This is a genomic window from Nocardiopsis sp. NRRL B-16309 (assembly GCF_001279585.1).
In the GTDB taxonomy this organism is placed as follows: domain Bacteria; phylum Actinomycetota; class Actinomycetes; order Streptosporangiales; family Streptosporangiaceae; genus Nocardiopsis.
In genome coordinates this window covers 105,501-130,743 of sequence record NZ_LGEC01000148.1, presented here as the reverse complement: position 1 = coordinate 130,743, position 25,243 = coordinate 105,501, and the positions used below count along the sequence as shown (strand labels likewise).

At 73.9% G+C, this 25,243-nt stretch carries 22 protein-coding genes and 2 riboswitches; of the genes, 14 read left to right on the top strand and 8 right to left on the bottom strand.

The features are described from left to right. Positions 1-89 precede the first annotated feature (89 nt). The 3 genes from ADL05_RS28985 to ADL05_RS28975 form a co-directional block, all read right to left on the bottom strand. Complete coding sequence (locus tag ADL05_RS28985) at positions 90-1,283, bottom strand: acyl-CoA dehydrogenase family protein (protein WP_053620198.1); 1,194 nt, start codon at positions 1,281-1,283, stop codon at positions 90-92. Between the two features lie 181 nt (positions 1,284-1,464). Then, a complete protein-coding gene (locus tag ADL05_RS28980) occupies positions 1,465-2,754 on the bottom strand; it encodes a CaiB/BaiF CoA-transferase family protein (protein WP_197285976.1) in 1,290 nt (429 codons plus the stop codon). An 8-nt stretch (positions 2,755-2,762) separates the two neighbouring features. Then, positions 2,763-3,146: a DUF3870 domain-containing protein gene (locus ADL05_RS28975; RefSeq protein WP_053620196.1), complete on the bottom strand. Its 384-nt coding sequence runs from the start codon at positions 3,144-3,146 to the stop codon at positions 2,763-2,765. 219 nt (positions 3,147-3,365) lie between these two features. Then, positions 3,366-3,480, top strand: a riboswitch (SAM riboswitch). Between the two features lie 61 nt (positions 3,481-3,541). Here ADL05_RS28975 and ADL05_RS28970 point away from each other — a divergent pair. From ADL05_RS28970 to ADL05_RS28960, 3 genes are all read left to right on the top strand, one after another. Further along, entirely contained in the window at positions 3,542-4,888 is a 1,347-nt protein-coding gene (locus ADL05_RS28970) for an aminotransferase class V-fold PLP-dependent enzyme (RefSeq protein ID WP_053620195.1), read from the top strand. A 443-nt stretch (positions 4,889-5,331) separates the two neighbouring features. Beyond that, entirely contained in the window at positions 5,332-5,970 is a 639-nt protein-coding gene (locus ADL05_RS28965) for an SAM-dependent methyltransferase (protein ID WP_053620194.1), read from the top strand. Positions 5,971-6,166: 196 nt separating this feature from the next. Further along, positions 6,167-6,712 (top strand): DinB family protein, encoded by a 546-nt coding sequence (locus ADL05_RS28960; RefSeq protein WP_053620193.1) that lies wholly within the window; start codon positions 6,167-6,169, stop codon positions 6,710-6,712. Positions 6,713-6,742: 30 nt separating this feature from the next. On the opposite strand, the gene ADL05_RS28955 is transcribed toward ADL05_RS28960, so the two are convergent. Beyond that, a complete protein-coding gene (locus ADL05_RS28955; protein WP_053620192.1) occupies positions 6,743-8,917 on the bottom strand; it encodes a primosomal protein N' in 2,175 nt (724 codons plus the stop codon). Positions 8,918-9,117: 200 nt separating this feature from the next. Between ADL05_RS28955 and fmt the strand changes: the two genes are divergently transcribed. From fmt to ADL05_RS28900, 11 genes are all read left to right on the top strand, one after another. Then, complete coding sequence (gene fmt, locus ADL05_RS28950) at positions 9,118-10,053, top strand: methionyl-tRNA formyltransferase (RefSeq protein ID WP_053620191.1); 936 nt, start codon at positions 9,118-9,120, stop codon at positions 10,051-10,053. A gap of 53 nt (positions 10,054-10,106) precedes the next feature. Continuing rightward, a complete protein-coding gene (locus tag ADL05_RS28945; RefSeq protein ID WP_053620190.1) occupies positions 10,107-11,570 on the top strand; it encodes an RsmB/NOP family class I SAM-dependent RNA methyltransferase in 1,464 nt (487 codons plus the stop codon). Positions 11,571-11,704: 134 nt separating this feature from the next. After that, entirely contained in the window at positions 11,705-12,121 is a 417-nt protein-coding gene (locus ADL05_RS28940; protein ID WP_053620189.1) for a DoxX family protein, read from the top strand. A gap of 69 nt (positions 12,122-12,190) precedes the next feature. Further along, the gene (rpe, locus tag ADL05_RS28935) at positions 12,191-12,859 is read left to right on the top strand and encodes a ribulose-phosphate 3-epimerase (protein WP_053620188.1); all 669 of its coding nucleotides are present in this window, start codon (positions 12,191-12,193) and stop codon (positions 12,857-12,859) included. Positions 12,860-13,036: 177 nt separating this feature from the next. Further along, positions 13,037-14,077 carry a phosphatase PAP2 family protein gene (locus ADL05_RS28930; protein ID WP_156366096.1) on the top strand — a complete coding sequence of 347 codons (1,041 nt, stop codon included), beginning with the start codon at positions 13,037-13,039 and terminating at the stop codon, positions 14,075-14,077. Positions 14,078-14,147: 70 nt separating this feature from the next. Continuing rightward, positions 14,148-14,276, top strand: a riboswitch (FMN riboswitch). Positions 14,277-14,388: 112 nt separating this feature from the next. Beyond that, positions 14,389-15,033: a riboflavin synthase gene (locus ADL05_RS28925; protein ID WP_053620186.1), complete on the top strand. Its 645-nt coding sequence runs from the start codon at positions 14,389-14,391 to the stop codon at positions 15,031-15,033. Between the two features lie 102 nt (positions 15,034-15,135). Continuing rightward, on the top strand, positions 15,136-16,425 hold the full coding sequence (locus ADL05_RS28920; protein WP_053620185.1) for a bifunctional 3,4-dihydroxy-2-butanone-4-phosphate synthase/GTP cyclohydrolase II: 1,290 nt from the start codon (positions 15,136-15,138) through the stop codon (positions 16,423-16,425). Between the two features lie 44 nt (positions 16,426-16,469). Next, a complete protein-coding gene (gene ribH, locus ADL05_RS28915; protein WP_053620184.1) occupies positions 16,470-16,943 on the top strand; it encodes a 6,7-dimethyl-8-ribityllumazine synthase in 474 nt (157 codons plus the stop codon). 172 nt (positions 16,944-17,115) lie between these two features. Next, the gene (locus ADL05_RS28910; protein ID WP_369801012.1) at positions 17,116-17,544 is read left to right on the top strand and encodes a PH domain-containing protein; all 429 of its coding nucleotides are present in this window, start codon (positions 17,116-17,118) and stop codon (positions 17,542-17,544) included. Positions 17,545-17,698: 154 nt separating this feature from the next. Beyond that, positions 17,699-18,865: an XdhC family protein gene (locus ADL05_RS28905; RefSeq protein WP_053620182.1), complete on the top strand. Its 1,167-nt coding sequence runs from the start codon at positions 17,699-17,701 to the stop codon at positions 18,863-18,865. Positions 18,866-19,037: 172 nt separating this feature from the next. Next, positions 19,038-19,610, top strand: coding sequence for an NTP transferase domain-containing protein (locus ADL05_RS28900; protein WP_053620181.1), 573 nt, complete (start codon positions 19,038-19,040; stop codon positions 19,608-19,610). Between the two features lie 206 nt (positions 19,611-19,816). On the opposite strand, the gene ADL05_RS28895 is transcribed toward ADL05_RS28900, so the two are convergent. From ADL05_RS28895 to ADL05_RS28880, 4 genes are all read right to left on the bottom strand, one after another. Further along, positions 19,817-20,740 carry an aldose 1-epimerase family protein gene (locus tag ADL05_RS28895; protein ID WP_053620180.1) on the bottom strand — a complete coding sequence of 308 codons (924 nt, stop codon included), beginning with the start codon at positions 20,738-20,740 and terminating at the stop codon, positions 19,817-19,819. A gap of 277 nt (positions 20,741-21,017) precedes the next feature. Continuing rightward, positions 21,018-23,750: a phosphotransferase gene (locus ADL05_RS28890; protein WP_053620179.1), complete on the bottom strand. Its 2,733-nt coding sequence runs from the start codon at positions 23,748-23,750 to the stop codon at positions 21,018-21,020. 448 nt (positions 23,751-24,198) lie between these two features. Next, positions 24,199-24,507: a DUF2470 domain-containing protein gene (locus tag ADL05_RS28885; protein ID WP_082376965.1), complete on the bottom strand. Its 309-nt coding sequence runs from the start codon at positions 24,505-24,507 to the stop codon at positions 24,199-24,201. A 137-nt stretch (positions 24,508-24,644) separates the two neighbouring features. Further along, the gene (locus ADL05_RS28880; RefSeq protein WP_053620178.1) at positions 24,645-25,187 is read right to left on the bottom strand and encodes a YceI family protein; all 543 of its coding nucleotides are present in this window, start codon (positions 25,185-25,187) and stop codon (positions 24,645-24,647) included. Positions 25,188-25,243 lie beyond the last annotated feature (56 nt).

The following is a 25,243-nucleotide window of genomic DNA, read 5'->3' as shown; positions in this document are numbered from 1 at the left end:
GTCGGATACCTCCATTGTGGAGGGTCGGCACGGGCCGCCGCACCCCGGTATGCCCGTCCGGGGTGCGGCGCGCGGAGTGCGGGCCCCGGTCACCGGAAGGCGGAGAGGCCCGTGACCGCCTGGCCGATGCTCAGGGCGTGGATCTCCTCGGTGCCCTCGTAGGTGGCCACCGTCTCCAGGTTCACCATGTGCCGCATCACCGGGTACTCCAGGGTGATGCCGTTGGCGCCGTGCACGGAGCGGGCGGCGGCGGCCACCCGCTGGGCGGCGGCCACGCAGGAGAACTTGCCGAAGCTGACGTGGTTGTGGTGGCACTCGCCGGCGTCCTTGAGCCGGCCGATCCGCAGCGCCGTCATGTTCGCGTGGTTGACGTCCACGACCATGTCGGCGAGCTTGCGCTGCGTGAGCTGGAAGCCGGCGATCGGCCGTCCGAACTGCTCACGGGTGAGTCCGTACTCCAGCGCCGCCTCGTAGCAGGCGCGCGCGGCCCCGGCCGCGCCCCACACGATGCCGTAGCGGGCCTCGTTCAGGCAGGACAGCGGTGAGCCCAGGCCCTTGGACAGCGGCAGGACCGCGTCGCCGGGCAGGCGCACGTCCTCCAGCACCAGCTCGGCGGTGATCGAGGCGCGCAGGGACAGCTTCCTGTGGATGACGTTGGCGGAGAAGCCGGGGGTGTCGGTGGGGACCACGAACCCGCGGATGCCGTCGTCGGTGGCGGCCCACACCACGGCCACGTCGGCGACCGAGCCGTTGGTGATCCACATCTTCGTGCCGTTGAGCACCCAGTCGGAGCCGTCGCGGCGGGCGCGGGTGCGCATGGAGCCGGGGTCGGACCCGGAGTCGGGCTCGGTCAGGCCGAAGCAGCCGATCGCCTCGCCGGCGGCCATGCGGGGCAGCCACTCCCGCTTGTGCTCCTCGGAGCCGTACTTGTGGATGGCGGCCATGGCCAGGGAGCCCTGCACGGACACGAAGCTGCGCAGGCCGGAGTCGACCGCCTCCAGCTCGCGGCAGGCGAGGCCGTAGGCGACCGCGCTGGAGCCGCCGCAGCCGTAGCCCTCCAGGTGCATGCCCAGCACACCGAGGTCGCCGAAGGCCTTGGCCAGGCCGCGCGGGTCTGGCAGGGTCCCGGCGTCGAACCAGTCCGCCACGTTCGGCAGCAGTTCGCGGGTGGCGAAGGCGCGCACGGCGTCGCGGACGTCGCGTTCGGTGTCGGACAGCGTGGCGTCCACGGCCAGGAAGTCGCGCGGGTCCGGGGCGGCGGGCCTGTGCTGGGAGTCGCTCATCGGTGGGTGTCCCTTCGTGGTGCGGTCGGCCCGGCGGGCCGGTGGTCTGTGCCGTGGGCGGCGGTGGGTCGGGTGACGGACGGTCGAGTGGCGGCGGATCTGGTGTCGGCCGGTCGCGCGGCGGTCGGTCGGGCGGCGGCGCGGGGCCCGGCCGGGATCGGTGAGGGCCCGGCCGGGCGGATCACACGTCCGCCTGTTGTACGGCGCCGCGCTTGACCATGGCGTCGATGCGCTCGGGGCCCACGCCGAGCTCGGTCAGGAGCTCCCGGGAGTGCTGTCCGAGCAGCGGCGGCGGGGTCAGCGGCGGGGGAGAGCCCGCCAGCCGGAAGCCGGCGCGGACCTGCTCCAGCAACCCGGCGGTGGGGTGCTCCACGGTGCGCAGGACGTCGTCCCCGCCGGCGTCGGCCGTGCGGAGGGCGTCGAGCACGCCGCGCACGCGGCCCACCGGGACACCCGCCTCCACCAGGACGGCCATCCAGTGGTCGGCGCCGCGCGAGCGCAGGGTGCCGGTCAGTGCCGCGACCAGCTCCTCGCGGTGGGCGACGCGCCCCCGGTTGGTCGTGTAGCGCGGGTCCGCGGCCAGGTCGTCGCGGCCGATCGCGGCGCACAGCCGCAGGTAGAGCGCGTCGTTGCCCGCGGCGACGACGATGTCGGCGTCGGCGGTGGGGAAGACCTGGTAGGGCACGATCGTGGTGTGCGCGTTGCCCATCCGGGCCGGCTCCTCGCCCGTGACCAGGGCCTGCTGTGTGAGGTTGACCAGGCCCGACAGGGTCGAGTTGATGAGGGACACGCTGACGTCCTCGCCCACGCCGGTGGCCCGGGCCCGCATGAGGGCGCCCAGGATGCCCACGGCGGCGTTGAGGCCGGTGAGTACGTCGGTCAGGGCCACGCCCACCTTGCTCGCCGGGCCCTCCGCCGGGCCGGTCGTGGCCATCAGCCCGCTCTCGGCCTGGACGACGATGTCGAACCCCGGCCGGCTGGCGGGCTCGTGCTCCGGACCGAACCCGCTCACCGAGCAGTACACGACCGCCGGATTGCGGGCCTGGACGGCTCCGTAGCCCAGGCCGAGCCGTTCGGCGACGCCGGGGCGGAAGTTCTGCACGACGACGTCGCAGGAGGCGCACAGGTCCTGGACGGCGGCGAGGCCGTCGGGGTCCTTGAGGTCCACCGCCAGGCTGCGCTTGTTGCGGTTCACCGACAGGAAGTAGGCGGACTCCCCGGGGTGCGTGTCCGCGGAACCGGATGTGTCCGGCGCTTCCGGTTTCCCGGGCGCGTCGTCGGCCGGGCCTGCCCACGGCGGCCCCCAGGCACGGGTGTCGTCGCCGCGTCCGGGCTGCTCGACCTTGACCACCTCCGCGCCCATGTCGGCGAGGAGCATGGTGGCGTAGGGGCCCGCCAGGACCCGGGACAGGTCGGCCACGCGTACCCCCGCCAGGGGCAGCGGCGCGGTGCGGGATGGGGTGTCGGTCACGGGCGTGGTCACTCCTTGCCGTCGGGGTCGCCGGGCAGCTGGTCGCCGTCCCGCATCTGGTAGTAGGTCTCCAGGCAGCGGCGCAGGGCGGTGGTCAGCGCGGCACCGGACTGGCCCGCGTACCTGGTCTGTACCCGCTGGACGATCTCGGCGATGTCCTCGGTGACCGAGGCGCCCTCGACCAGGGCCCGGAAGAAGTCCTTGGCCAGGTCGGTCAGCAGGGTGGTGTCCGCGGCGACGATCCGGCCGTCGGAACTGTCGACGGCGAGCACGACGCCGAGCCGCTGGTACTGGGAGTGGCTCGCCACCGAGTCGGGCAGACGGGCGTAGCCGGAGATCAGGACGACCCTCGGGTCGCGGAACAACTGCTGCATTCGGTCGTCGCCGGGCAACGGACTCACCTCTCGCTCGCGGGCAGGCATGCGAAAACTCCAACGCTCTGGAGTCTCGCGCCTGGAGGGCGGCCGGGGGAACCGGACACCCGCGGCGTGAGGGCAGGCAGTGGGATCAGTATGGCGCAGCGGGTCCGCGGGGTGTCAAGCGGGGGGTGTCGTGGGCCACACCAGGCCGCGGGGTTGACCGTCCGTGGCGCTGTGCTAGCCTCCTGAGCAGGTCACGAGTACCAGCGCTAAGCCCCGGCTAGCTGGTCGGCAACCCTCCATCCGCGGTGGGGTGCCCCGGGTGAGGACCAGGTCCCGACACGACCGTGTCAGACAAGCGCGGACCCCTGAGGCGTCGCCGTTCCCGGCACCCCTGTGGGTCCCACGACCCACAGAAGAGGTGCCCCATGACCGTCGTCAGCCGTACCCACACCGCTCCCGCCGCCCGCACCGCGCCGTCCGACGCGTGCACGATCGTCGCCGCCGAGGGCGGTGTCCCGCTGGTCACCGGCGAGTGCGTGGAGTACGCGAACTTCGACTACGCGGCGAGCGCCCCGTGCCTGACCCCCGTCGCCGACGCGCTGGCCGCGGCCCTGCCCTACTACGCCAGCGTGCACCGCGGCGCGGGCCACCACTCGCGGGTGAGCACCGACGCCTACGAGCGCGCCCGCCGCAGCGTGGCCCGGTTCCTGGGCGTGCGGACCGAGCCCGCGGACGCGGTGGTGTTCGTGCGCGGAACCACCGACGCGCTCAACCTGCTGGCGCGGTCGGTGCCCGAGGGCTGCACGGTGGTGGTGTTCGAGTCCGAGCACCACGCGAGCCTGCTGCCCTGGGAGCACCCCGCCTCCCGCGCCGGGCGGGTCGAGCGCCTGCCGTTGCCGTCCTCCCCGGAGGAGGCGGTCGAGGCCGCCCGCGCGGCCCTGAGCGCGGCGCCCGATGGCCCCACCCTGCTGTGCGTGACCGCGGCCTCCAACGTCACGGGCGAGATCTGGCCGGTGGAGGAGCTGGTGGCGGTCGCGCACGCCGAGGGCGCCCGCGTGGTGGTCGACGCCGCCCAGTACGTGCCGCACCTGCCGTTCAGCCTCACGGCGACGGGCGCCGACTACGTGGCCCTGTCCGCGCACAAGCTCTACGCGCCGTTCGGCTCCGGAGTGCTGGCCGGACGCGCCGACTGGCTGCGCGCGGCCACGCCGTACCTGTCCGGCGGCGGCGCGACCCAGCTGGTCACCGAGCACGACGTCGTGTGGAACGACCTGCCCGCCCGGCACGAGGCGGGCAGCCCGAACGTGCTCGGCGCCGTCGCCCTGGCCGCCGCCTGCGATACCTTCACCCCCGACACCCAGGAGCGTCTGCACATCCGCGAGTCGGTGCTGCTGGAGCGGCTGCGCGCGGGCCTGGCGGAGATCGGGGGCGTGCGGGAGCTGGCGCTGTGGGGCGAGGAGCACCCGCGGGTGGGCATCGTGTCGTTCACCGTGGACGGCCTGCCCGCCGACCTGCTGGCCGCGGCGCTGTCGGCGGAGTACGGCATCGGCGTCCGCGACGGCCTGTTCTGCGCCCACCGGCTCACCCACGCGCTGCTGGCCGAGGGCCACACGCAGGCGGTGCGGGCGAGCCTGGGCGTGGGCACCACCGTCGAGCACGTGGACCGGCTCGTCGGCGCGGTCGCCGACCTGGTCGCGCACGGGCCCCGGTGGGAGTACGTCGACTGCGACGGCCGCCTGGTCCCGGCCCCGGACCCCCGTAACGTGCTCTGACACCCGGCTGGCCGGTGTAGGCCATCGCCGGTTTCCGTGCCACCGGCCGGGAACGATGTGGTGGATGCCCGGCCTGGAGTGAGCCGGTGGTGGTGCCCCGGCCGGGAGCGAGGCGTGGACGCCCGAGCCCGGAACGGGGCGGTCGGTGCTCGGCCAGAAACGGAGCGGTGGATGTCCTGGCCGGGAGCGAGCCGGTGGTGCCCCGGCCGGGAGCGCATCAACCTCTTGTGCCCCAGGGAGCCACAAACGGCGAAATGGGTCGCATAACACTCAGGGATGTGTGAGGGATCACGTTCCCAGGGGGTACGATCGGGGCCCTGACGGCAAGGCGCGATGCCCCGGGGCCCGATCGGTCCGTGTGGGGGGACCGCTCTGCCTCCCGCGAGCGAACCGGCTGGGGGAGCGAGTACGTGACGGATGTCCGGGGGCCGAAACCGGGCCGCATGACGGCCGCCTGCCACCCGCCTGCGCAGATTCCTCCCCAGCTCTCGCGCGTGGTGAGCCTCGGCGCGCGTGCCCGGCCTCCCGAACCCGCCGTGTCCGAGGAGACCCGAGTGCACCAGGCCTTCCTGGGGCGGGTGATCGACTTCCTGTGCGCCGACGCCGGCGTCACCCAGTTCGTCGACTGGGGTTGTCCGGTCCCCGGTACCGCCGAACGCGTGCGCGCCGCCCGCGCCGACGCCCGGTTCGTCCACGTGGCACCGCAGGGCACCGCCGGGATGCTGTCCTCCTCCGGCACCGCCGTGATCACCGCGGACGGTTCCGGCGACGGTGCGCTCACGCGGCGCCTCAGCACCTCCGGGCTCGTCGACTTCGACGAGCCCGTCGCCGTTCTGATGACCCGCCCCTTCACCGCGGACGACCCGCCCGCCGACGTCGGAGCCCTGCACGCCCTCATGCGCGGCGGCGGCTTCCTCGCCCTGGCCTCGACCGCCCCCCGGCGCACCGTCGAGCGCGCCTTCCGCCCCTTCCACCCCATCGAACCCGGGGTCGCCGACCTCACGTGGTGGCCCTACCCGGACGAGGACGTGTCCGCCCGGGGCACGGGCATCCTGGGAGGATTGGGCCGAAGGCTCCGCTGAGGGTGGTGGCCCCGCTCTTTCACGACGTGGCTCGCGGGACCTTGGTGGGCGACGGGCGAGAGGATGGGGCCGAAGGCCGCGTTGAGGGGTGGCCACGTCGGGGACGGTCCCGAAGAGGGGTGCTCCCGGCGCTCCACGACGTGGCCCACGGGGCGACGGCGACGAGCGTGCCCGCACGACGAAGGGGAGGGCCGCGATGGCGGTGAGGTGGAACGGCGAGATCCTGGCTCAGGTGCAGTTCTACTGGGACTTCTCGCTCTGGCCCCGGTTGGAGGGGCTGACCGAGGACGAGTACCTGTGGGAGCCGGTGCCCGGAGCGTGGACGGTGAGCCGGGGCGAGGACGGGCGGTTCCGACCGGACGGCGTCAGCCCCGAGCCCGACCCGCCGCCGGTCACGACCATCGCCTGGCGGCTGGGGCACATGGTCGTGGACGTGCTGGAGACCCGGATCAACTGGCACTTCGGGGACCGCACCTACACCCGCGACACGGTCAACTGGCCCGGCAACGTCGACGAGGCCAAGCAGCGCCTGCGCCACGCCTACCTCGCGTGGTCGGAGCAGATCCAGTCCATGGACGACGACGCCCTGGCCGCCCCGGTGGGCGGCGCCGAGTCGGCCCAGTGGTCGGACTTCCCGATGGTCGCCCTGGTGCTGCACCTCAACCGGGAGCTGATCCACCACGGCGCCGAGGTGGCGCTCATCCGCGACCTGTACCGCGCGCTGCCGCCCGACCGCCACTGAGCCGACGCGAGCCGGTGGGCAGGGAGCCGGTCACACCACGTGCAGCGGGTCCACCCGGACCTGGGCCAGGTGCTCGTCTCGGCGCGCGCTGCGCGCCGAGGCGGCGACCTTCAGCGCCCGGGCCAGGGCGCCGACACCGCTCCGGGGCACCCGCAGCAGGGCGCGCTCCCTGGGGTGGGTGCCGTCCTCCCGCCGCACGGTACCGCTCTCGGCGGCTCCCTCCCGCGCACCCCGGTCGGCGCCCGACGCGCGGTCCGGGGCGACCGGGACCGGGCCCAGGAGTTCGACGCCCTCGGGCAGGTCCACCTGGTCGAGCAGCTCGCGCACGTGCTCGGGGGCGCCCGTGACCGAGGCCATCGAGACCGCGGGCGGGAAGCCCAGTTCGCGGCGCTCGGCCAGTTCCCGTTCGGCGAACCCGGAGGGGTCCCACCGGACCAGGGACTGCACCACCGGCAGGGCGACGTCGGCGGACACCACCACGGTGCCCCCCGGCCGGACCAGGGCGGCGGCGTTCAGCCAGCGGCGCAGGGCCTCCTCCGACGCGCGCAGGTCCATCCGGTTGAGCAGGGCCCAGCCGTCCAGCAGCACCGCGGCCGCGTACCCGTGCTCCGCGACGGGCTCGGCCCCTGGCGTGGCGACCACGAGCGAGGGCCGGTCGCCGACCTCGGTGAGCACCTCCTCCCGCCCGGACGTGCGCACGGTCAGCGATGGGAAGGCGCGGCCCAGCTCCTCGGCGGTGCGGCGGGCGCCCACGACGACGGCGCGCATCCGGGTCACCCCGCACTCCGGGCACGCCCACTGCCCGGCCATCCGCCCGCACCAGCCGCAGGAGGGCATCGCGTGGGCCGTGGTGATCGACAGCGGGCCCCGGCAGCCGTCGCAGCGCGCGGGTTCGCGGCAGCCCGCGCAGGCCAGGGTGTTGAGGTAGCCGCGGCGCGGGACCTGGAAGAGCACGGGGCCGGTCTGCGCGGCCTCCCGCGCGGTGCGCCAGGCCAGGCTCGGGATTCGAGCGGTCCGGGCGGCCTCGTCCCGGGCGAGTTCGCGGTCGTCCCCGGCTGCGCGGATCTGCGGGGCACGGCGGCGCAGGGTGGCGCGGTCGGCCGTGAGCGACCCGGCCCACCCGGACTCGACCAGGAGCTGGGCGTCGGTGGTGCGGGTGCGGCCGCCGATCAGGGCTCCGGCACCGGCGCGGTGCGCGCGCATCGAGAGCACGGTGCGGGCGTGCGGATAGGGGGTGTGCGGGTCCACGTGCAGGTCGTCGCCGTCGTCCCACAGCACGACCAGGCCGAGGTCGCGCACCGGAGCGAAGATGGCGGTGCGCGATCCGACCACTACCTGGATCCGTCCGCGCCGCACCGACAGCCAGCGTCGGTACCGGGGGGTGGGGCCGAGGTCGGAGGGGAGCGCGACATGTCTGCCCTCGCCCAGACGCCGGGTCAGCGCCGCGTCCACCGCCCGGACGTCACGGCTGTCCGGGACCACGATCACTGTCCCGCGTCCGGCGTCCAGGGCCGCCTCGGCGGCCGCAGCGATGGCGTCGACCCAGTCGGCGCCCGGCAGGGCGTTCCACACCGTGCGGGCCGGACTCCCCTCCCTCAGGGCTCGGACGAAGGCGGGACCGTCGGGATAGGGGTCCCAGGGCGACGGGGCGCTCTCCCGATCGGTCGAGACCTTCTTCCCCGGCTCCAGCGGCCCGTCCGGATCCCTCGCCCCCGGAACCGCTTCCGCCGGGTCGGGTTCCTTCTCCACCCGTGCGCGGCGTGGCGGGATGGCCAGCCGGAGGACGTCGTTCAACGTGCCCGAGTACCGGTCGGCCACAGCCCTGGCCAGGTCCAGGATCTCCGGGGCGAGTACCGGTTCCGGGGAGACCACCGAGCTCAGGTAGGCCAGCCGGCCCGGAAACTCCGATCGATCAACCCGCTCGGCGATGAACCCGCCGAGCTGCCGGTTCTTGAAGACCACCGTCACACGACAACCCGGGACGGCGGCTTCGTCCAGATCGGCGGGGACGCGGTAGTCGAAGTAGCGGTCCAGGTGCGGCAACGGTGTGTCCACGATGACGCGCGCGACCGGGAGCCGATCGGCGGGCCGCTTCGGCACCGGTCGGTCGGCCTGCTCGGCCTTGGCCTTGGCCGCGGCTTTGGGGTCCACCAGCTCCGCGAGGTCGAAGAGGGCGTCGCTGGGCTGGTCGGGCTGCGCTGTCATCGTCTCTGGTGTACCAGAATCCTCGGACACCTCCCGGCGTTCGCGGCGGGCCGGGCGGGCGCGGCTGGTAGAACTGGGGGACCGACAGACCGCGCCCGCCGGGCCCCGTGCTGCCTCGTGACGGAGTCCGGCGGCGCCCCCGCCCCGGCGCGCGGCGAGCTCCGGGGACGGACCCCCGGCCAGTGGAAGGACTTCTCCCGATGAAGCTTGTCTTTGCCGGAACACCGCAGGTGGCCGTGCCATCGCTGCGGGCCCTCATCGACTCCGACCACGAGGTCGCCGCCGTCGTCACCCGGCCCGACGCCCGCTCCGGGCGCGGGCGGACGTTCTCGGCCAGTCCGGTGGGCGAGCTGGCCGCGAGCGAGGGGATCGAGGTCCTCAAACCGGAGAAGGTCCGCGACCCGGAGTTCCTGGAGCGGCTCGCCGAGATCGCTCCGGACTGCTGCCCGGTCGTCGCCTACGGGGCGCTGCTGCCCCAGGCGGCGCTGGACATCCCCCGGCACGGGTGGGTCAACCTGCACTTCTCCCTGCTGCCCGCCTGGCGGGGCGCGGCGCCCGTCCAGCACGCGGTGCTGCACGGTGACGACGTCACCGGCGCGTCCACCTTCCGGATCGTCAAGGAGCTGGACGCCGGACCGGTCTTCGGGACCGTCGCCGAGGACGTGCGGCCGACCGACACCAGCGGCGACCTGCTGGAGCGGCTGTCCCACTCGGGGGCCGAGCTGCTCAGGCGCACACTGGACGGGATCGAGGCGGGAACGCTGAGTCCGGTGGAGCAGCCGAACGCCGAGGTGACCTACGCGTCCAAGCTCTCCACCGAGGACGCCGAGGTCGACTTCACCGCGCCGGCGCGGCGGGTCGACCGCGTGGCCCGCGCGTGCACCCCCGCGCCGGGCGCCTGGACGACGTTCCGGGGCGCGCGGCTGAAGCTGGGCCCGGTCACGCCGCTGCCCGAGGCCGACACCCCGGTGCTCGACCCGGGGCAGCTGCACGCCGACAAGAAGCGCGTCATCGTCGGAACGAGCACGCACCCGGTGGTCCTCGGCGAGGTACAGCCGCAGGGCAAGCGGCCCATGGCGGCCGTGGACTGGGCGCGTGGCGTGCGTCCCACCGAAGACGACCGCCTGGGACGCTGAGCTGGCATAGCATCGTGCTGACCCTTCCCCGGCTCTGTTGAGGCAGTTACACGTTGAGCGAGCAGTCCCGATCCCCGTACCGCCGCCCCCGACGCGGGAAGCCGAATCAGGGCGGTGGCCAGGGCAAGGCCGGGCCGCCCCAGCCCCGTGACCCGGCCCGCCGGGTGGCCTACGACGTGCTGGCGGCCGTCGAACAGCGGGACGCCTACGCGAACCTGCTCCTGCCCGCGCTCCTCAACGAGCGGGGGATGAGCGGGCGCGACGCCGCGCTGGCCACGGAACTCACCTACGGGACGCTGCGCCGCCAGGGGACCTACGACGCGATCCTCGAAGCCTGCGTGGACCGCACGCTCGCCTCGGTGGACCGCGAGGTGCTCCCGGTGCTCCGGCTGGGCGCGCACCAGCTGCTGTCCACCAAGATCCCCCCGCACGCGGCCGTCAGCGCGACCGTGGACCTGGCGCGACGCGTGGTGGGCCACCACCGGGGACGGTTCGTCAACGCCGTTCTGCGCAAGGTCTCCGCCCGTGACCTGGACGCGTGGACCTCGGTCATCGCCCCGGACCGCGAGCGCGACCCGAGCGGCTACCTGTCCGTGGTGCACAGCCACCCGCGCTGGGTGGTCAAGGCGCTGGCCCGGGCGCTGGGCGAGCACTCCTCCACCGGGCTGGTCGAGACCGAGCGCCTGCTCGTCGCGCACAACGAGCGGCCCCGCGTGACCCTCGTCGCCAAACCGGGCCGGTCCACGGTCGCCGACCTCGTCGCGGCCGGAGCCGAGGAGGCACGGTTCTCGCCGTTCGCCGCCTACCTGCCCGAGGGCGACCCGGCGGGGATCCGTGAGATCCGCCAGGGCCGCGCCGCCGTGCAGGACGAGGCGAGTCAGCTCGTCGCCCTGGCGCTCACGCGCGTGGACGCGCACGGGGACGACCGGCTCTGGCTCGACATGTGCGCCGGCCCGGGCGGCAAGGCGGGCCTGCTGGCCTCGCTCGCGGGCCAGCGCGAGGGCCACCTGCTGGCCTCGGAGGCCCAGCCCGCCCGCGCGGGACTGGTGACGTCCGCCGTGCGCCGCGCCCCCCGCGACGCCGGACGCGTCATCGCCGCCGACGGCACCCGGCCCGCCTGGCGGCCGGGGGTCTTCGACCGGGTCCTGGCGGACGTGCCGTGCACCGGCCTGGGGGCCCTGCGCCGCCGTCCGGAGTCCCGCTGGCGGCGTACCCCGCAGTCCGTCGTCGACCTGGCGCCGCTCCAGCACGACCTCCTCACCGCCGCCGCCGACGCGGCACGCCCGGGCGGCGTGGTGGCCTACGTGACGTGCTCGCCGCACCTGGACGAGACCGACGCGATCGTCCAGGGCGTCCTGGCCGAGCGCGATGACCTCACGCTGCTCCGCGCGGCCGACTACCTCGACGAGGTCCCCGACCTCGCCGCCGGGCCGGACGGGAAGTACGTCCAGTTCTGGCCGCACGTCCACGGGACCGACGCCATGTTCCTGGCCCTGTTCCGCAGGACCGGGGCCTGACCGATCGCGCCCTGTCCCAGGGTGGGGAGTCCCCGTCCTGGGAAGGAAGGCAGGGGACACACCGGCACCGGCCGTGTCCGGGACCCGGCCACCAGCGGGCGGTTCCCGGGCCGAGGAGCGAGAGGGACGGATACGTGAGTCCGAGCGACACTCAGGGCGGCTCGCCGCGGCGGGGCCGGACGCTGAACATCATCCTGTGGGCGGCCCAGATCCTGCTCGCGGCCTTCTTCCTGTTCCAGGGCGGTGGCAAGCTGCTCGGAACCGAGGACTCGGTCCGGCTGTTCGACGACATCGGCCTCGGCCAGTGGCTGCGGTACGTCACCGGAGTCGTCGAGGTCGCCGGCGCTGTCGGCCTGCTGATCCCGCGGCTGTGCGGACTGGCCGCGTTGGGGCTGCTGGGAGTGATGGTCGGCGCCACCGCCAGCAACCTGATCACGCCCGGCTACCAGGCCTTCGCGGTGCAGACGACGGTGCTCGGCGTCGTCTTCGCCCTGGTGGCCTGGGGCCGCTGGCCGCGGACGCGCGAACTGGCCACGCTGCTGCGGCGGTGATCCCTCCCCGCCGGATGCGTCGCCCCCGGTGGGAGAGGGTGCGTGTGCGGGCTGGCTAGACTTCGGTGCGTGGCCATCCAGATCTCACCCAGCATCCTGAACGCCGACTTCGCGCACCTCGCCGACGAAGCCGCCGCCGTCTCGCCCGCAGCCGACTGGCTGCACGTCGACGTGATGGACGGGCACTTCGTCCCCAACCTCACGCTCGGCCTGCCCATCGTGGAGTCCCTGCTCAAGGCGACCTCCACGCCGCTGGACTGCCACCTGATGATCGACGACCCCGACCGCTGGGCGCCCGCCTACGCCGAAGCCGGCGCGGGCAGCGTCACGATCCACGCCAAGGCGGCCGGCGCCCCGGTGCGCACCCTGCGGGAGATCCGCAGGCACGGCGCCCGGGCGGGCCTGGCGCTGAACCCCGCCGAGCCGGTCGACCCCTACGCCGACCTCATCGGCGAGATGGACATGCTCCTGCTGATGACCGTCGAGCCCGGATTCGGCGGCCAGAAGTTCCTCGACCTGGTCCTGCCCAAGATCCGCCGCGCCCGCGAACTCCTCGACAGCCGCGAGGCCTCCGTCTGGCTCCAGGTCGACGGCGGCGTCAGCACCGAGACCATCGAGCGCGCGGCCGAGGCCGGGGCAGACGTCTTCGTGGCGGGCTCGGCGGTCTACGGCGCCCAGGACCCCGCCAAGGCCGTGGAGTCCCTGCGCGACCTCGCCACCGCCGCGGCCAAGGCGTAACGATTCCGGTGCGCTGCTCCAGCACCACTGGCCCCTCAGATCCCGGCCACCCTAGGATGACCGCTCGACAGTCGTAGATCTCGCTTGGTCGCGGCTCCGTCCACCGCTGTGCGTGAGCGCGAACCGGGGGAGCGGCGGCGTGAGCGCGTTGCCAGGCGTGGAACCGTGGAGTGCACGTTGAACGCTGGGAACCCCGAGCAGTTGGCCATGGACGTGCTCTGGGAGGTGGAGACCACCCCCATTGTCTGGCTCCAGGGGATGGGCGACTGGCTCGCCGTCCCCTTCGGACTCCTCACCGATCTCGGTTCGCAGACCTTCGTGATCGCGCTCGTCGCGCTGATCTTCTGGAGCGTGAACGCCAAGGTCGGCGCGCGCCTGTTCGTCGCCGTGGCCGTGTCGGCGGTCGTCAACTACTTGTTCAAGTCCCTGTTCTACGGCGCACGCCCGTACTGGTTCAGCGCCGACATCTCCGCCCACTCCGCCGAGGAGAGCTTCGGCGTCCCCTCCGGCCACGCCCAGCACGCCACCGTGCTGTGGGGCTACCTCGGCGCCAAGACCGGCGACCGGCGGTGGATGTGGGCCGCGGGCGTCCTCATCGCACTGATGGGCCTCTCCCGCGTCTACCTCGGCGTGCACTTCATCAGCGACGTCCTGGCCGGACTCCTGTTCGGCGGCGCCCTCCTGTGGGCCACCCTGCGGTGGGAGGACCGCATCGCCGCCTGGTGGCGCGGACTCGACACCGCCCGCTGGGTCCTCTACCTCGCGCTCGCCTCCCTGCTCCCGTGCGTCCTGGCCACCCTCTGGCAACTGGGCGTGCGCGGCGACTGGACCCCTCCGGCGGACTGGATCGGCGCCGTGCCCCTGGATCCCGCCGCCTACACCCTCGTCAGTCTGTACTCCCTCGGCGGCGTCCTCATGGGCGGCGTCTGCGGCCTCACCCTGCTCGACCGCCGCGGCGGCTACAGCGCCTCGGGCACCCTCGTCGCGCGGATCGCCCGTTTCGTCCTGGGCATCTCCGTCGTCCTGCTCATCCAGGTGGTCGGCGACATCGCCACCGGCGGTCTGGAGGGCCTCGCCGAGGCCGTCGTCGCCTACGCGGTCTACACCGTCCTGGCCTTCTGGGCGCTGTTCCTCGCACCCGAGCTGTTCGTCCGCACCGGTCTGGCCACACGGTCCGACCAGGCCACCGACACGCCCACCGGCCCCGATCACGCATGACTCCCGTCACACCGGCTATGCGGCCAGGTGATCGAACGGTTAAGATCATGATCGTTGAGACGAAAGTCAGACGCGTGCTCCGGGGTCGGTGAAAGTCCGAACCGGCGGTGACAGTCCGCGACCCGGCCGAAGCCATCGGCCGGTTGAACCGGTGGAATTCCGGTACCGACGGTGAAAGTCCGGATGGGAGGCAGCGCGTGTCGGGACGGTCCGACCGCTGCGCCCCGTGTGCGCCGTGTCGCCGACCCCGCCGTGGACCCGTTCCACACCCTTTGCCCCGGAGCCTCTACAGGTGAAGGGAATGCGAAGGCGTGTTCACAGGAATTGTGGAAGAACTCGGCGAGGTCGTCTCCATCGAACCCGCCGGTGCCGCCGGTGAAGCCGTCCTGCTCACCGTGCGCGGCCCGCTGGTCAGCTCCGACGCCCGGCACGGCGAGTCCATCGCGGTCAACGGCGTGTGCCTCACCGTCGTCGCCCAGGGGCCGGACACCTTCACCGCCGACGTGATGAAGGAGTCCCTCGACCGCTCCTCCCTCGGCGCCCTCACCCCCGGCTCCCCGGTCAACCTCGAACGCGCCGCGCGCGTCGACGGCCGCCTGGGCGGCCACATCGTCCAGGGCCACGTCGACGGCACGGCCGGCCTGCTCTCCCGGAGCCCCGGCGACAACTGGGACGTCCTGCGGTTCGGACTCTCCCGCGAGCTGTCCCCCTACGTGGTCGAGAAGGGGTCGATCACCGTCGACGGCACCAGCCTGACCGTCTCCGCGGTCAGCGCGCCCGGCGCCGACGAGGAGTACTTCGAGGTCAGCCTCATCCCCGCCACCCTGGAGGCCACCACCCTGGGCTCCCTCGCGGTCGGCGCCACCGTCAACGTCGAGGTCGACGTCATCGCCAAGTACGTCGAGCGCATCGCCGCCGTCGCGGCCGCCCGGAACGCCGCCGGCGCCGACGCCTAGGGTCCCCTCCGGCCGTGCGGCCCCCGACGCCCGCGGCACCCGGAGGGTCCGGCCCACCACCGACCACGCACAGAACCACCCACGCACTCTCAGGGAGCGGCCATGACCGTCACCGACACCAGCCCGGACACCAGAGGGATCGAGCAGGCCGTCGTCCTGGACCCGATCCAGGACGCCATCGCCGACTTCGCCGCCGGGCGCGCCATCGTGGTGGTGGACGACGAGGACCGCGAGAACGAGGGCGACATCATCTTCGCGGCCGAACTCGCCACCCCGGAGCTCCTGGCGTTCATGATCCGCTACACGTCCGGGGTGGTGTGCGTCCCGCTGGAGGGCCATGACCTGGACCGCCTCGACCTGCCGCTGATGACCGCGCGCAACGAGGAGAGCCTGCGCACGGCCTACACCGTCACCGTCGACGCCCGCGAGGGCGTCAGCACCGGCATCTCCGCCGCCGACCGCGCGCACACCATCCGGCTGCTGGCCGACGCCGACAGCCGCCCCGTCGACTTCGTCCGCCCCGGCCACATCCTGCCCCTGCGCGCCCGTCCGGGCGGCGTGCTGGCCCGCCGCGGGCACACCGAGGCCTCGGTCGACTTCGCCCGCCTGGCCGGACTGCGCCCCGCCGGGGTCCTGGCCGAGGTCGTCAACGACGACGGCACCATGGCCCGCCTGCCCCGCCTGCGCGAGTTCGCCGACGAGCACGGCCTCAAGCTCGTCTCCGTCGAACAGCTCGCCGCCCACCGCGTCGCCCTGGGCGACACCCTCACCGCGGAGCAGGCCGCCCCGCCCCTGGTCACCCGCCAGGTCGAGACCCGCCTGCCCAACCGCTACGGCGAGTGGCGCGCGATCGGCTTCACGGGTACCACCGACGGGGCCGAGCACGTCGCCCTCGTCCTCGGCGACCTCACCGACGGCACCGACGTCCTGGCCCGCCTGCACTCGGAGTGCCTCACCGGCGACGCCTTCGGCTCCCAGCGCTGCGACTGCGGCGAGCAGCTCGACGCCGCCATGGCCGACATCGCCGAGGAGGGGCGCGGCGTCGTCGTCTACCTCGGCGGCCACGAGGGCCGCGGGATCGGCCTGCTGCACAAGCTGCGCGCCTACAGCCTCCAGGACCAGGGGGTGGACACCGTGGACGCCAACCTGCGCCTGGGCCTGCCCGCCGACGCCCGCGAGTTCGGGGCCGGTGCCCAGATCCTCACCGACCTGGGTGTGACCTCGGTCCGGCTGCTGTCCAACAACCCGGCCAAGGCCGAGGGGCTGGAGCGGCACGGCGTGCGCGTCAGCGAACGCGTGGCGATGCCGTCCTTCGTCACCGACGACAACATCGCCTACCTGCGGACCAAGCGCGACCGCATGGGCCACGTGCTCTCCGGCATCGCCCGCTAGCGCCCCGCCCCCGACCCGCCGTACCGTACGAAGGAGATCCGCACATGAGTGGTGAAGGCCGCCCCGAACCCGATGACGTCGACGCCGCCGGACTGTCCGTCGGCATCGTCGTCACCCGCTGGAACGCGCCCATCGTCGAGCCGATGCTCGCCAACGCCCTGGCCGCGGTCAAGGCCTCCGGCGCCGCCGATCCCGTGGTCGTCCGGGTCGCCGGAGCCGTGGAGATCCCGGTCGTCGCCCAGGAGCTGGCGCGCCAGCACGACGCCGTCATCGCGCTGGGCGCGGTCATCCGGGGCGGCACACCGCACTTCGACTACGTGTGCCAGTCCGTCACCCACGGGCTCACCGAGGTCGCCCTGCGCCAGTCCACCCCCGTCGGCAACGGCGTGCTGACATGTGACACCCTTGAACAGGCGCGTGACCGCGCCGGCCTGCCGGGCAGTGCCGAGGACAAGGGCGCGGAGGCGGCGCTGGCCGCCCTGGACACGGCGGTGGCCCTGCGCGGGCTGCGCCGCTGAGTCCCGCGCGCGGACCGGCCGCGGGCGAACCCGCGGCCCCGGCCCGGTCACGGCCAGGACGGACGAGGTGGACCCCTCCCGTCGGCGGACGCCGACGGGGCTCGGAGCGGAGCAGTTGGTGCGGACTGAGGAACAAGCGGTGGACGAGGTCTCCGGGCAGCCGACGCTGCCCATGACGTGGCGGCCGCGCGCGATGCGCTGGGTCGCCTACGGCCTGGCCCTGCTGGTCGTGGCCACCATGGGCGTGCTCTCCGCGACCCTGCCGGAGGACTGGCGGATCATGGACCGGGTGATGCTGTTCGGGCTCGGCCTGGTCATCGCCGCGATCCTCCACCTGCTCGGACGGCCGCGCCTGGTGGCCACCAGGGACAACGTCACCATCGTCAACAGCATCCGCACCCACGTGCTGGCCTGGCCCGAGATCATCGACGCGCAGATGCGCGAAGGGGAGCCCTGGCCCTCGGTCGACCTGTCCGACGGCAGCACGCTCGCGGTGATGGGCATCCAGAGCGCGGACGGCGAGCTCGCCCGACACCAGCTCAGGGACTTCCGGGCCCTGCTGCACGAGCGCGGCGAGGCGCCGGAGCCGGACCGCACGTGAGTCGTTCGTAGAGACGTACAAGGGGAGTCGCCGTTTCTTGAGTGAACGGCGACTCCCCTTCCGTTGTGCGGGGCACATACCGTGGAAGGCGAGGCCCGCGCCCTTCCCCCGCGAGCGCCGGGGGACGCGGGACGAGTGGAAGAAGGGGTGTCGCGTGAGGGATATCCGAGCGGCCGTGTCGCGGCTGTACGCCTCGGGTGAGACGTTCGCGCTGGCCACGGTCATCGACACGGACAAGAGCGCACCGCGCGGGCCGGGGGCGGCCATGCTGGTCAGCGCGTCCGGGGAGGTCACCGGGAGCGTGTCGGGCGGCTGCGTGGAGGGCGCCGTCTACGAGGAGGCCCTGGAAGCGATCCGTACCGGCGAGCCGGTGCGGCGCACGTACGGCTACAGCGACGAGGAGGCGTTCAGCGTCGGGCTGACCTGCGGCGGGACCCTCCACATGTTCGTCGAACCCCTCAGCCGGGACTCCTTCCCCCAACTCGGTGCCGTCATCGGCGCCGTCGACGAGCACCAGCCGGTCGCCGTGGCCACCGTCGTGGCCGATCCCTCCGGCGCCGACCGGGTCGGGATGCGCCGCGTGGTGTGGCCGACGCACGCCGACGGCGACCTGGGGGCGGCCGGCGGACGCCTGGCCGACGCGCTCGACGACGACGTGCGCGGCATGCTGGCCCAGGGCAGCACGGGGGTGCTGCGGTACGGGGCCGACGGGCAGCGGCGCGGCGACGAGCTGGAGGTGTTCGTCCAGTCGTTCACGCCCGCGCCGCGCATGCTGGTGTTCGGCGCCATCGACTTCGCCGCGGCCGTCGCCGACCTGGGCACCTACCTGGGCTACCGGGTCACGGTGTGCGACGCCCGCCCGGTCTTCGCGACCCGCAAGCGCTTCCCCACCGCCGAGGAGGTGGTGGTCAAGTGGCCGCACGTGTTCCTCGACGAGATCGCCGACCAGGTGGACGAGCGGACCGTCGTGTGCGTGCTCACCCACGACCCCAAGTTCGACGTCCCGGTCATCAAGGCCGCCCTGGCCACCCGTGCGGGCTACATCGGCGCGATGGGGTCCCGGCGCACCCACGAGGACCGGCTGGAACGGCTGCGCGAGGCGGGCGTGGACGAGGAGCGGCTGGAGCGCCTGCACTCACCGATCGGGCTGGACCTGGGCGCGCGCACGCCGGAGGAGACGGCGGTGTCGATCGCCGCCGAGCTGGTCCAGGTGCGCTGGGGCGGCAGCGGACGGGCCCTGCGTGAGACATCGGGACGAATCCACCGGGACACACCGGATCCGGGCCCGGTTCCGGCCGGATTCGGTCACGCTCAGAGGTGAACCGAAAAGCCGCGTTCCGGAAACGCGCTGGTCACGGCCGAGTGTGAAAGTCGGCCCTGAAATTTCAGCGGGCGAGTGACCGAGGTCCCCAACCCGGTCGGCGACCGCGTGACATCATCTCGTCATGGGCAGTGGGGACGTGGAGGGAACGAACCGGGGAAGGCCGGCCTGCGTGGCGGGCCTGCTGTTGGCGGCGGGCTCGGGGAGCAGGCTCGGCCGCCCCAAGGCGCTGGTCGAGGTGGGTGGGGAGCGCCTGGTCGACCGGGGGATCCGCACGCTGACGGAGGGCGGCTGCGACCCCGTCATGGTGGTGCTCGGGGCGGCGGAGACGTCCGTGCCGGGCGCCCACACCGTGCACAACCCGGACTGGGCGACCGGCATGGGGTCGTCGGTGCGGGCGGGGATCGACGCGCTGCCCGACACCGTGGACGCGGTCCTGGTCGCGCTGGCCGATCAGCCGCTCGTGACGCCCCTGGCGGTGCGGAGGCTGATCGACGAGTACGACCGGGGCGCCCGCGCCGCGGTCGCCACCTACGCCGGCAACCCCCGCAACCCGGTCATGCTCGGACGTGAGCACTGGTCGACCGTGCACGCCATGGCCAAGCAGGACGTGGGAGCGCGCCCGTTCCTGCGCGCGTACTCGCACCTGGTGACCACCGTGGCCTGCGACGACATCGCCAGCCCGGACGACATCGACACCGCGGAGGACCTGGCGCGCCTCAGCGGCATGCTCGACCGGGCCTGACACCCCGCGACGCGGACGGCGGGGGGTATCAGGCGCGAGACGGCCTGGGGAGTGTTCTTCTGCGGGCTTTCGGGTGAGCGAGCGGGTCGTCGGTCCCTCTCTCGCACGCCAATGCGCGACGTTCAGCCTGGTTGCCGCACGAGCGCGGAGGCGCGGCGAGAGGCTGCCCTGGCGGCCGCGAGCCCGGATGCCGCGCAGGACACGACCTAGCCGCGGGCGGACGTGGTGATCCCGAACGTGTGCTCGGTGGACTCCCCGGGCTCCAGGACGATCAGGTCCCGGCCCGTGGCCAGGGCGTTGGGCGGACAGGTCATCGGCTCCGCGGCCAGGTGCGCCCGGTGGGCGGGACCGCCCAGCGTGTCGGCGCTGAAGACCTGGAGCCAGCCGAACGAGGCGTCGCACCACAGTTCCACCCGGTGCTCCGGTCCGATGAGCCGCACCCACGCGCGCCCGTCCCCGTCGCGGGCCAGGTCGGTGAACGCGGTGTCCAGCACCGTGTCGCCCAGTGCGCGCCCCGGCGAACGGAAGTCCAGCCCGCTGCCCTCCACGGGCTCCGGGGGACCGGACGGCAGCAGGTGCTCGTCGACCGGCTGGTGGGAGCCAGCGGTGATCTCCACCTCGACCTCTCCCCGGGCGGCCAGCTCCGACAGCGGCTCGCCGAGCGTGAGGTAGGGGTGGAAGCCCAACCCGAACGGCGCCGGACCGGAACCGCGGTTCGACGCGCTGGTCGAGACGGTCAGCCCCGTCCCGGTCAGCGTGTAGGTGACGCTCAGGTCCAGGGGGAACGGGAAGGCCGGGGTGCCCTCGAAGACCAGCCGCAGGGTCACCGCGTCGTCGGCGAGGTCGACGGGGGACCACTCCAGGTCGTGCACCAGGCCGTGGATGGCCGTGCCCGTGGCGGGGTTGTTGATCTCCAGCTGGAACTCGCGACCGCCGAACGCGTACCGGCCGCCGCCGACCCGGTTCGGCCACGGGGCGAGCACCTGGCCCTGGAAGGCGACCGGACCGCTGCCTCTGGTGTAGGGCCACACCAGGTCGCGACCACCACAGGTCAGGGACTGCAGTCCCGCCCCGGACCGGTCGACGCGCGCGCGGAAGTCGCCCGCGCGCAGCTCGATCACCTCAGCCACACGTCACCCTTTTCAGCTCGGAGTCCGGCCGTGTGCCGAACCGGGCGATCATAGCCCACCAGCACTTGTGCGCGCTCACACCCGCCCGGGTCCCGGACCGGCCGGACCGGCCGGACTGGCCGTTCGGGCCGGTCGCGCGGGTGTCCGCGACCGGCCCGTGGTCCTTCGAGGTCCCACGCGGCCGTGCCCCGGCGCAGCCGGGCGGCACCCGCGGACGGCCACGGCATCGCGCTGATCGCGCCCACCGCCGGGGCCAGGGGGCCCAGGGGCCGCCGGATCAGCCGAGCAGTCCGTCCAACGGGATGAGCACGCCCGACCCCAGCGCGACCAGGCCGGTGGACAGCAGGACCACCACCATCAGGAGCGACCCGGCCAGCGCCAGCCGGAACGCGGCCAGGCGGCGGCGGGCCCGGGTGGCGGGCCGCTTGCTCGCCGCCGTGCGCCCCAGGACCACCAGCACCACCGACAGCAGCACGGGCCACCACCAGGACGTGCCCATGGCCCCGGGCAGCAGTCCCGTCACCGCACCGGTCACCTCCGACAGCCAGCCGAGCACCGCGCCGTCGCTCGCGTCGAGCAGCCCGGTGTAGGCCGAGGTGACGAACTCGCTCTCGGGGTAGAAGCCCTCGGAGGGGCGCAGCGACCGGCCGAGCCCGTCCACCAGTCCCAAAAGAGCGGCCGGGTAGGCGAAACGGCGGCACTTGCCCGCCGACATCGCCCGCTGGATCTGGCTCATGGTCCGGTCGACCCGGCGCTGGGCCCGCTCCTGCTCGCGGCGGGTGCGCGCCGTCTCGGTCGCACGCTGTTGCCCGTGGTCGCCATAGGCGCCCGGCACCACCGGGACATCCGGCCTGGTCGGCGCCGTGGCGGCCTCCACCCGGCGCTGTTTCGCGGTCGCCAGCCGCTCCTTGGCGCCCGCCCAGCGCTCCCGCGCCGAACCGGCGAGCGAGGCCCACCGGTCCTGGCGCCGGGCCCGCCCGTCCGCGCGCTCGCGCGCACTGACGACACCGCCGACCCGCACCGCCTCGGGCAGCAGCAGGAGCGCGGTGAGCATCGAGCCACGCGTCGCCAGGGCGTCGCCGCCCGAACCGTCGCGCAGCGCCGTGCGCCGCTGCTCGGTCCACCACGGGGCGTGCGGGGCGGCGCTGCGCTGCGTGGGGTGCCACGACTGGCGGCGCAGCAGCGAACGGTGCTCCGAGGCGGTCTCGGGCACCAGGACCAGTTCCACCGCCTGGGCCCACACGGCGTCGGTCTCGTGCGCGGCGGGCCGCCGGGGCGCGTCCGGACCCGAGCCGACCAGCCGGTCGACGGTCTCGCCGACCCGGCGCATCAGGAGCGGTACCTCGTGCTGCACGCGTTCGAGCAGGGCGCACCGCCCCGAGCCGCCCGAACGGCACTCCGGGTGGGGGCACCAGTGCTGGGCGCCCAGCCCCACTGCCCCCGACTCCACGGCCTCGCGCACCAGGGCGTGGCGGCTGGCCTGCCCGGTGGCCAGGGCGAGCAGCCCGTCGGCACTGATCTCGTGCCCGCGGTAGCGCGGCGGCATCCCGGGCACGTAGCGCGCGGCCAGGGCGCTGATCGCCACGTGCGCGAGCTCCGGGTGGTCCTCCAGCCCGGTCAGGTAGGCGCGGTCGAACGTGTAGTCGTTGACCTCCCGGTCCAGCCAGGTGCGCAGCTGGGGCCAGTGGCTGCGCAGCCACAGGGCGCCGGTGTCGGAGCGGTCGAGCAGGTCGAAGGCCAGGCTCGGCGGATCGTCGTGGTTGGTCCCCGCGAACTCGATCGGGCGCAGCCGCCGCACGGTCCGGATCTCGGGCCGCTCACCGGCCAGCCACTGCGTGACCTCGTCGTAGCCCCAGCGGGCCGACGGGGTGGGCGCGAGCAGGCCGCGGACCAGCAGGCGCCAGCGCTCGTCGGTGATGGCGGAGATGTCCACCTCGGTGTTGCGCGCGGTCAGCCAGTTGCCGCCGCGCTCGGGGCGGCGGCCGGTGACCAGCTCGTGCGCCATGACGCCCAGGGACCACCAGGCGGCGGGCGCCTCGCGTCGGCCCTCGACGACCTCGGGAGCGGCGTAGTCCTCGGTGATGGCGAGTCCGCCGTAGACGCGGCTCATCGTGGCGCGCACGGCGCCGCCGAAGTCGGTGAGCGCGACCACCGGCGGGTCCAGCGAGCGCACGAGCAGGTTCTCGGGCTTGACGTCGGTGTGGTTGTGCTGGAGCTCCACGTGCCAGTGGCGCAGGCACTCCGCGACGGCCGCGACGACGGCGCGGGCCCGCTCCTCCTCCAGCGGCGCCTCGTCGATCACCGAGCGCAGGGAGCCCAGGGGGAAGAACTCCTGGGCCTCCCAGGCCAGGTCGTCGCCCCAGGAGCTGGCGGCGGTCCCGTACCCCTGGACCGCCGGGGTGTGCGGCGAGGCCGTGCCCCGGGCGCGCAGGCGGTCGAGCAGCTCGCGGTTGATGTCGTGCCCGGGCCGGTAGACCTTCAGGGCCAGTTCGCGTTCGGGCTCGTCCACGGGATGGGCGCGGTAGACGACCGCCTCCCCTCCCGCGCCGAGGTGGCCGAGCACGTGGTAGCGGCGGCGCAGCTCGGCCGGGACGGCGTAGCCGAGGTCTCCGGCGGGGCCGACGACCACGCGGGTCAGGAGCCGGTTCACCCAGTCGAGGAGCGGGCCGAAGAGAGTGCGCCACCAGGGGGCCGCGCCGCTCGTTCCTGCCTCGCCCAACGTGCGGCGGGGCGCCTTGGCGGTCGCGGGGGCGGCCGAGCCCCCGGGCAGGACGCTGGTGCGGTCGGCTCCCGGGCCGGCGACCCGGGTGGGGCCTGCGCCGGGCTCGACCACACGGGTGGCCTCGACACCGTCCCGCCGGTCGCCGCCGGGACGGAACACACGGGTGACCCACCGCGTGGCGCCGGCCGCCGGGCCGGTCCGGACGGTGGGTCCGGTCCGGCTCGTGGGTGCCGCGGGGTCGATCCGTCGGGTCGGAGCGTTGTCGTCACCGGATTCGGGCGTGACCATTATGGTCGGAGCCACCCTTCGGAAGAGGCGTTCGTGTCGTGGGCGTGCGGGGGAGGGGACTGCGGTTCCAGAGTAGGCGTGCCCACCGCGTCGGTGCGGCGCTCATCGCCGGGACCGCGACCGTGCCGATTCCCCCATGCCCCATAGGACTCCCGGCGACGCCTTTGAGTTCCGTCGCGGCCCCGGTGGGTCGTGTGGTGTTCGCGGCGCGTGCGGTGGCCGCGCCGCTGGTCGGCCGGGCCACCGGTCCGGCGGGCCATCGGTCGAGCGGCGAGTCGGCGGTCCGGCGGGCCGCTGGTGGGCCAGGCCAGCAGTCGGGCGGGTCGCTGGTCGGGCGGGCCACCGGTCGGGCGGTGCGGCAGCGCGGCTGTGAACCGGTCGCTGGTCCCGGCGGACCGGCCGTGGTGGGCGGGCGGCGCGGCGGCCCTCGGTGGCCGTCCGCGGCGGGTCAGTGCTCGCCGCGCGGGGCGAGGCCCAGTCGCGCGCACCCCTCCTGGTACATGCGCACGACCTCGGCGCGGATCTGGGTACGTTCGGTCAGCGGCTCGGACCAGGGGATCCGGATCGTCTGCTCCGCGTCGCCGACCGTGACCGCGTAGTCGCCGCCCTCACCGTCCAGACCGGTCATCCTGGCCGCGGTGGCCTCGGGCCGGCCGCCCAGGGAACGGCAGATGACCAGGGTGTCCTCGGGGTGGTCGCCGTTCATGTGCCGGGTGACGGCGGCGACGACCTCGGGGGAGAAGGGGCTGGACGGCAACGGGTCCTCCTGGCGGGGCGAGGGAGCGCACGGCAGTGGGGGAGGGCGTGTGCCCTCCCCCACTGACGATAACCGAGGCACGGCACGGGAGACGACGGTGTGTCGTCAACCCGTGGGGTGCCGTCCACGGGCCCGGATCAGGCCTGGTGCGTGAACTCGGCGTCGATGTCGATGGTGATCTTGTCGCCGACGACCACGCCGCCGCCGTCCATCGGCATCTCGATGTCCACGCCGAACTCCTTGCGGCTGATCGTCGTCGAGGCGGTGAAGCCGGCGCGGTCCAGGCCGAAGGGGTCGAGGGTGGAGCCGTTGAACTCCAGGTCCAGCTCGACCGGGCGGGTGTTGCCCTTGATGCTCAGCTCGCCCTTGAGGACGAAGTCCTCGCCCTTGGCGGCGATGCCGGTGGAGCGGAAGGTGAACTCGGGGAAGTTCTCGGTGTCGAAGAAGTCCTTGGAGCGGACGTGGTTGTCACGGTCGCCGTTGTCGGTGTTGAGCGATCCGGCGTCGATGACGGCCTCGACGGAGGCCTGCGTCGGGTCGGCGGGGACGGTGAGGGTGGCGTCGAACTTCTCGAAGCGGCCACGGACCTTGCTGACCATCATGTGGCGGACGGAGAAGCCGACGACCGAGTGGGCGGCGTCGATCTTCCAGGTGCCGGCCTTGAGTTCCTGCGCTGCCATGGGGTCTCCCTGTGGGTTCTGCGGCCCCACGATCGGGACCTGCGTTTGTTGTGCCT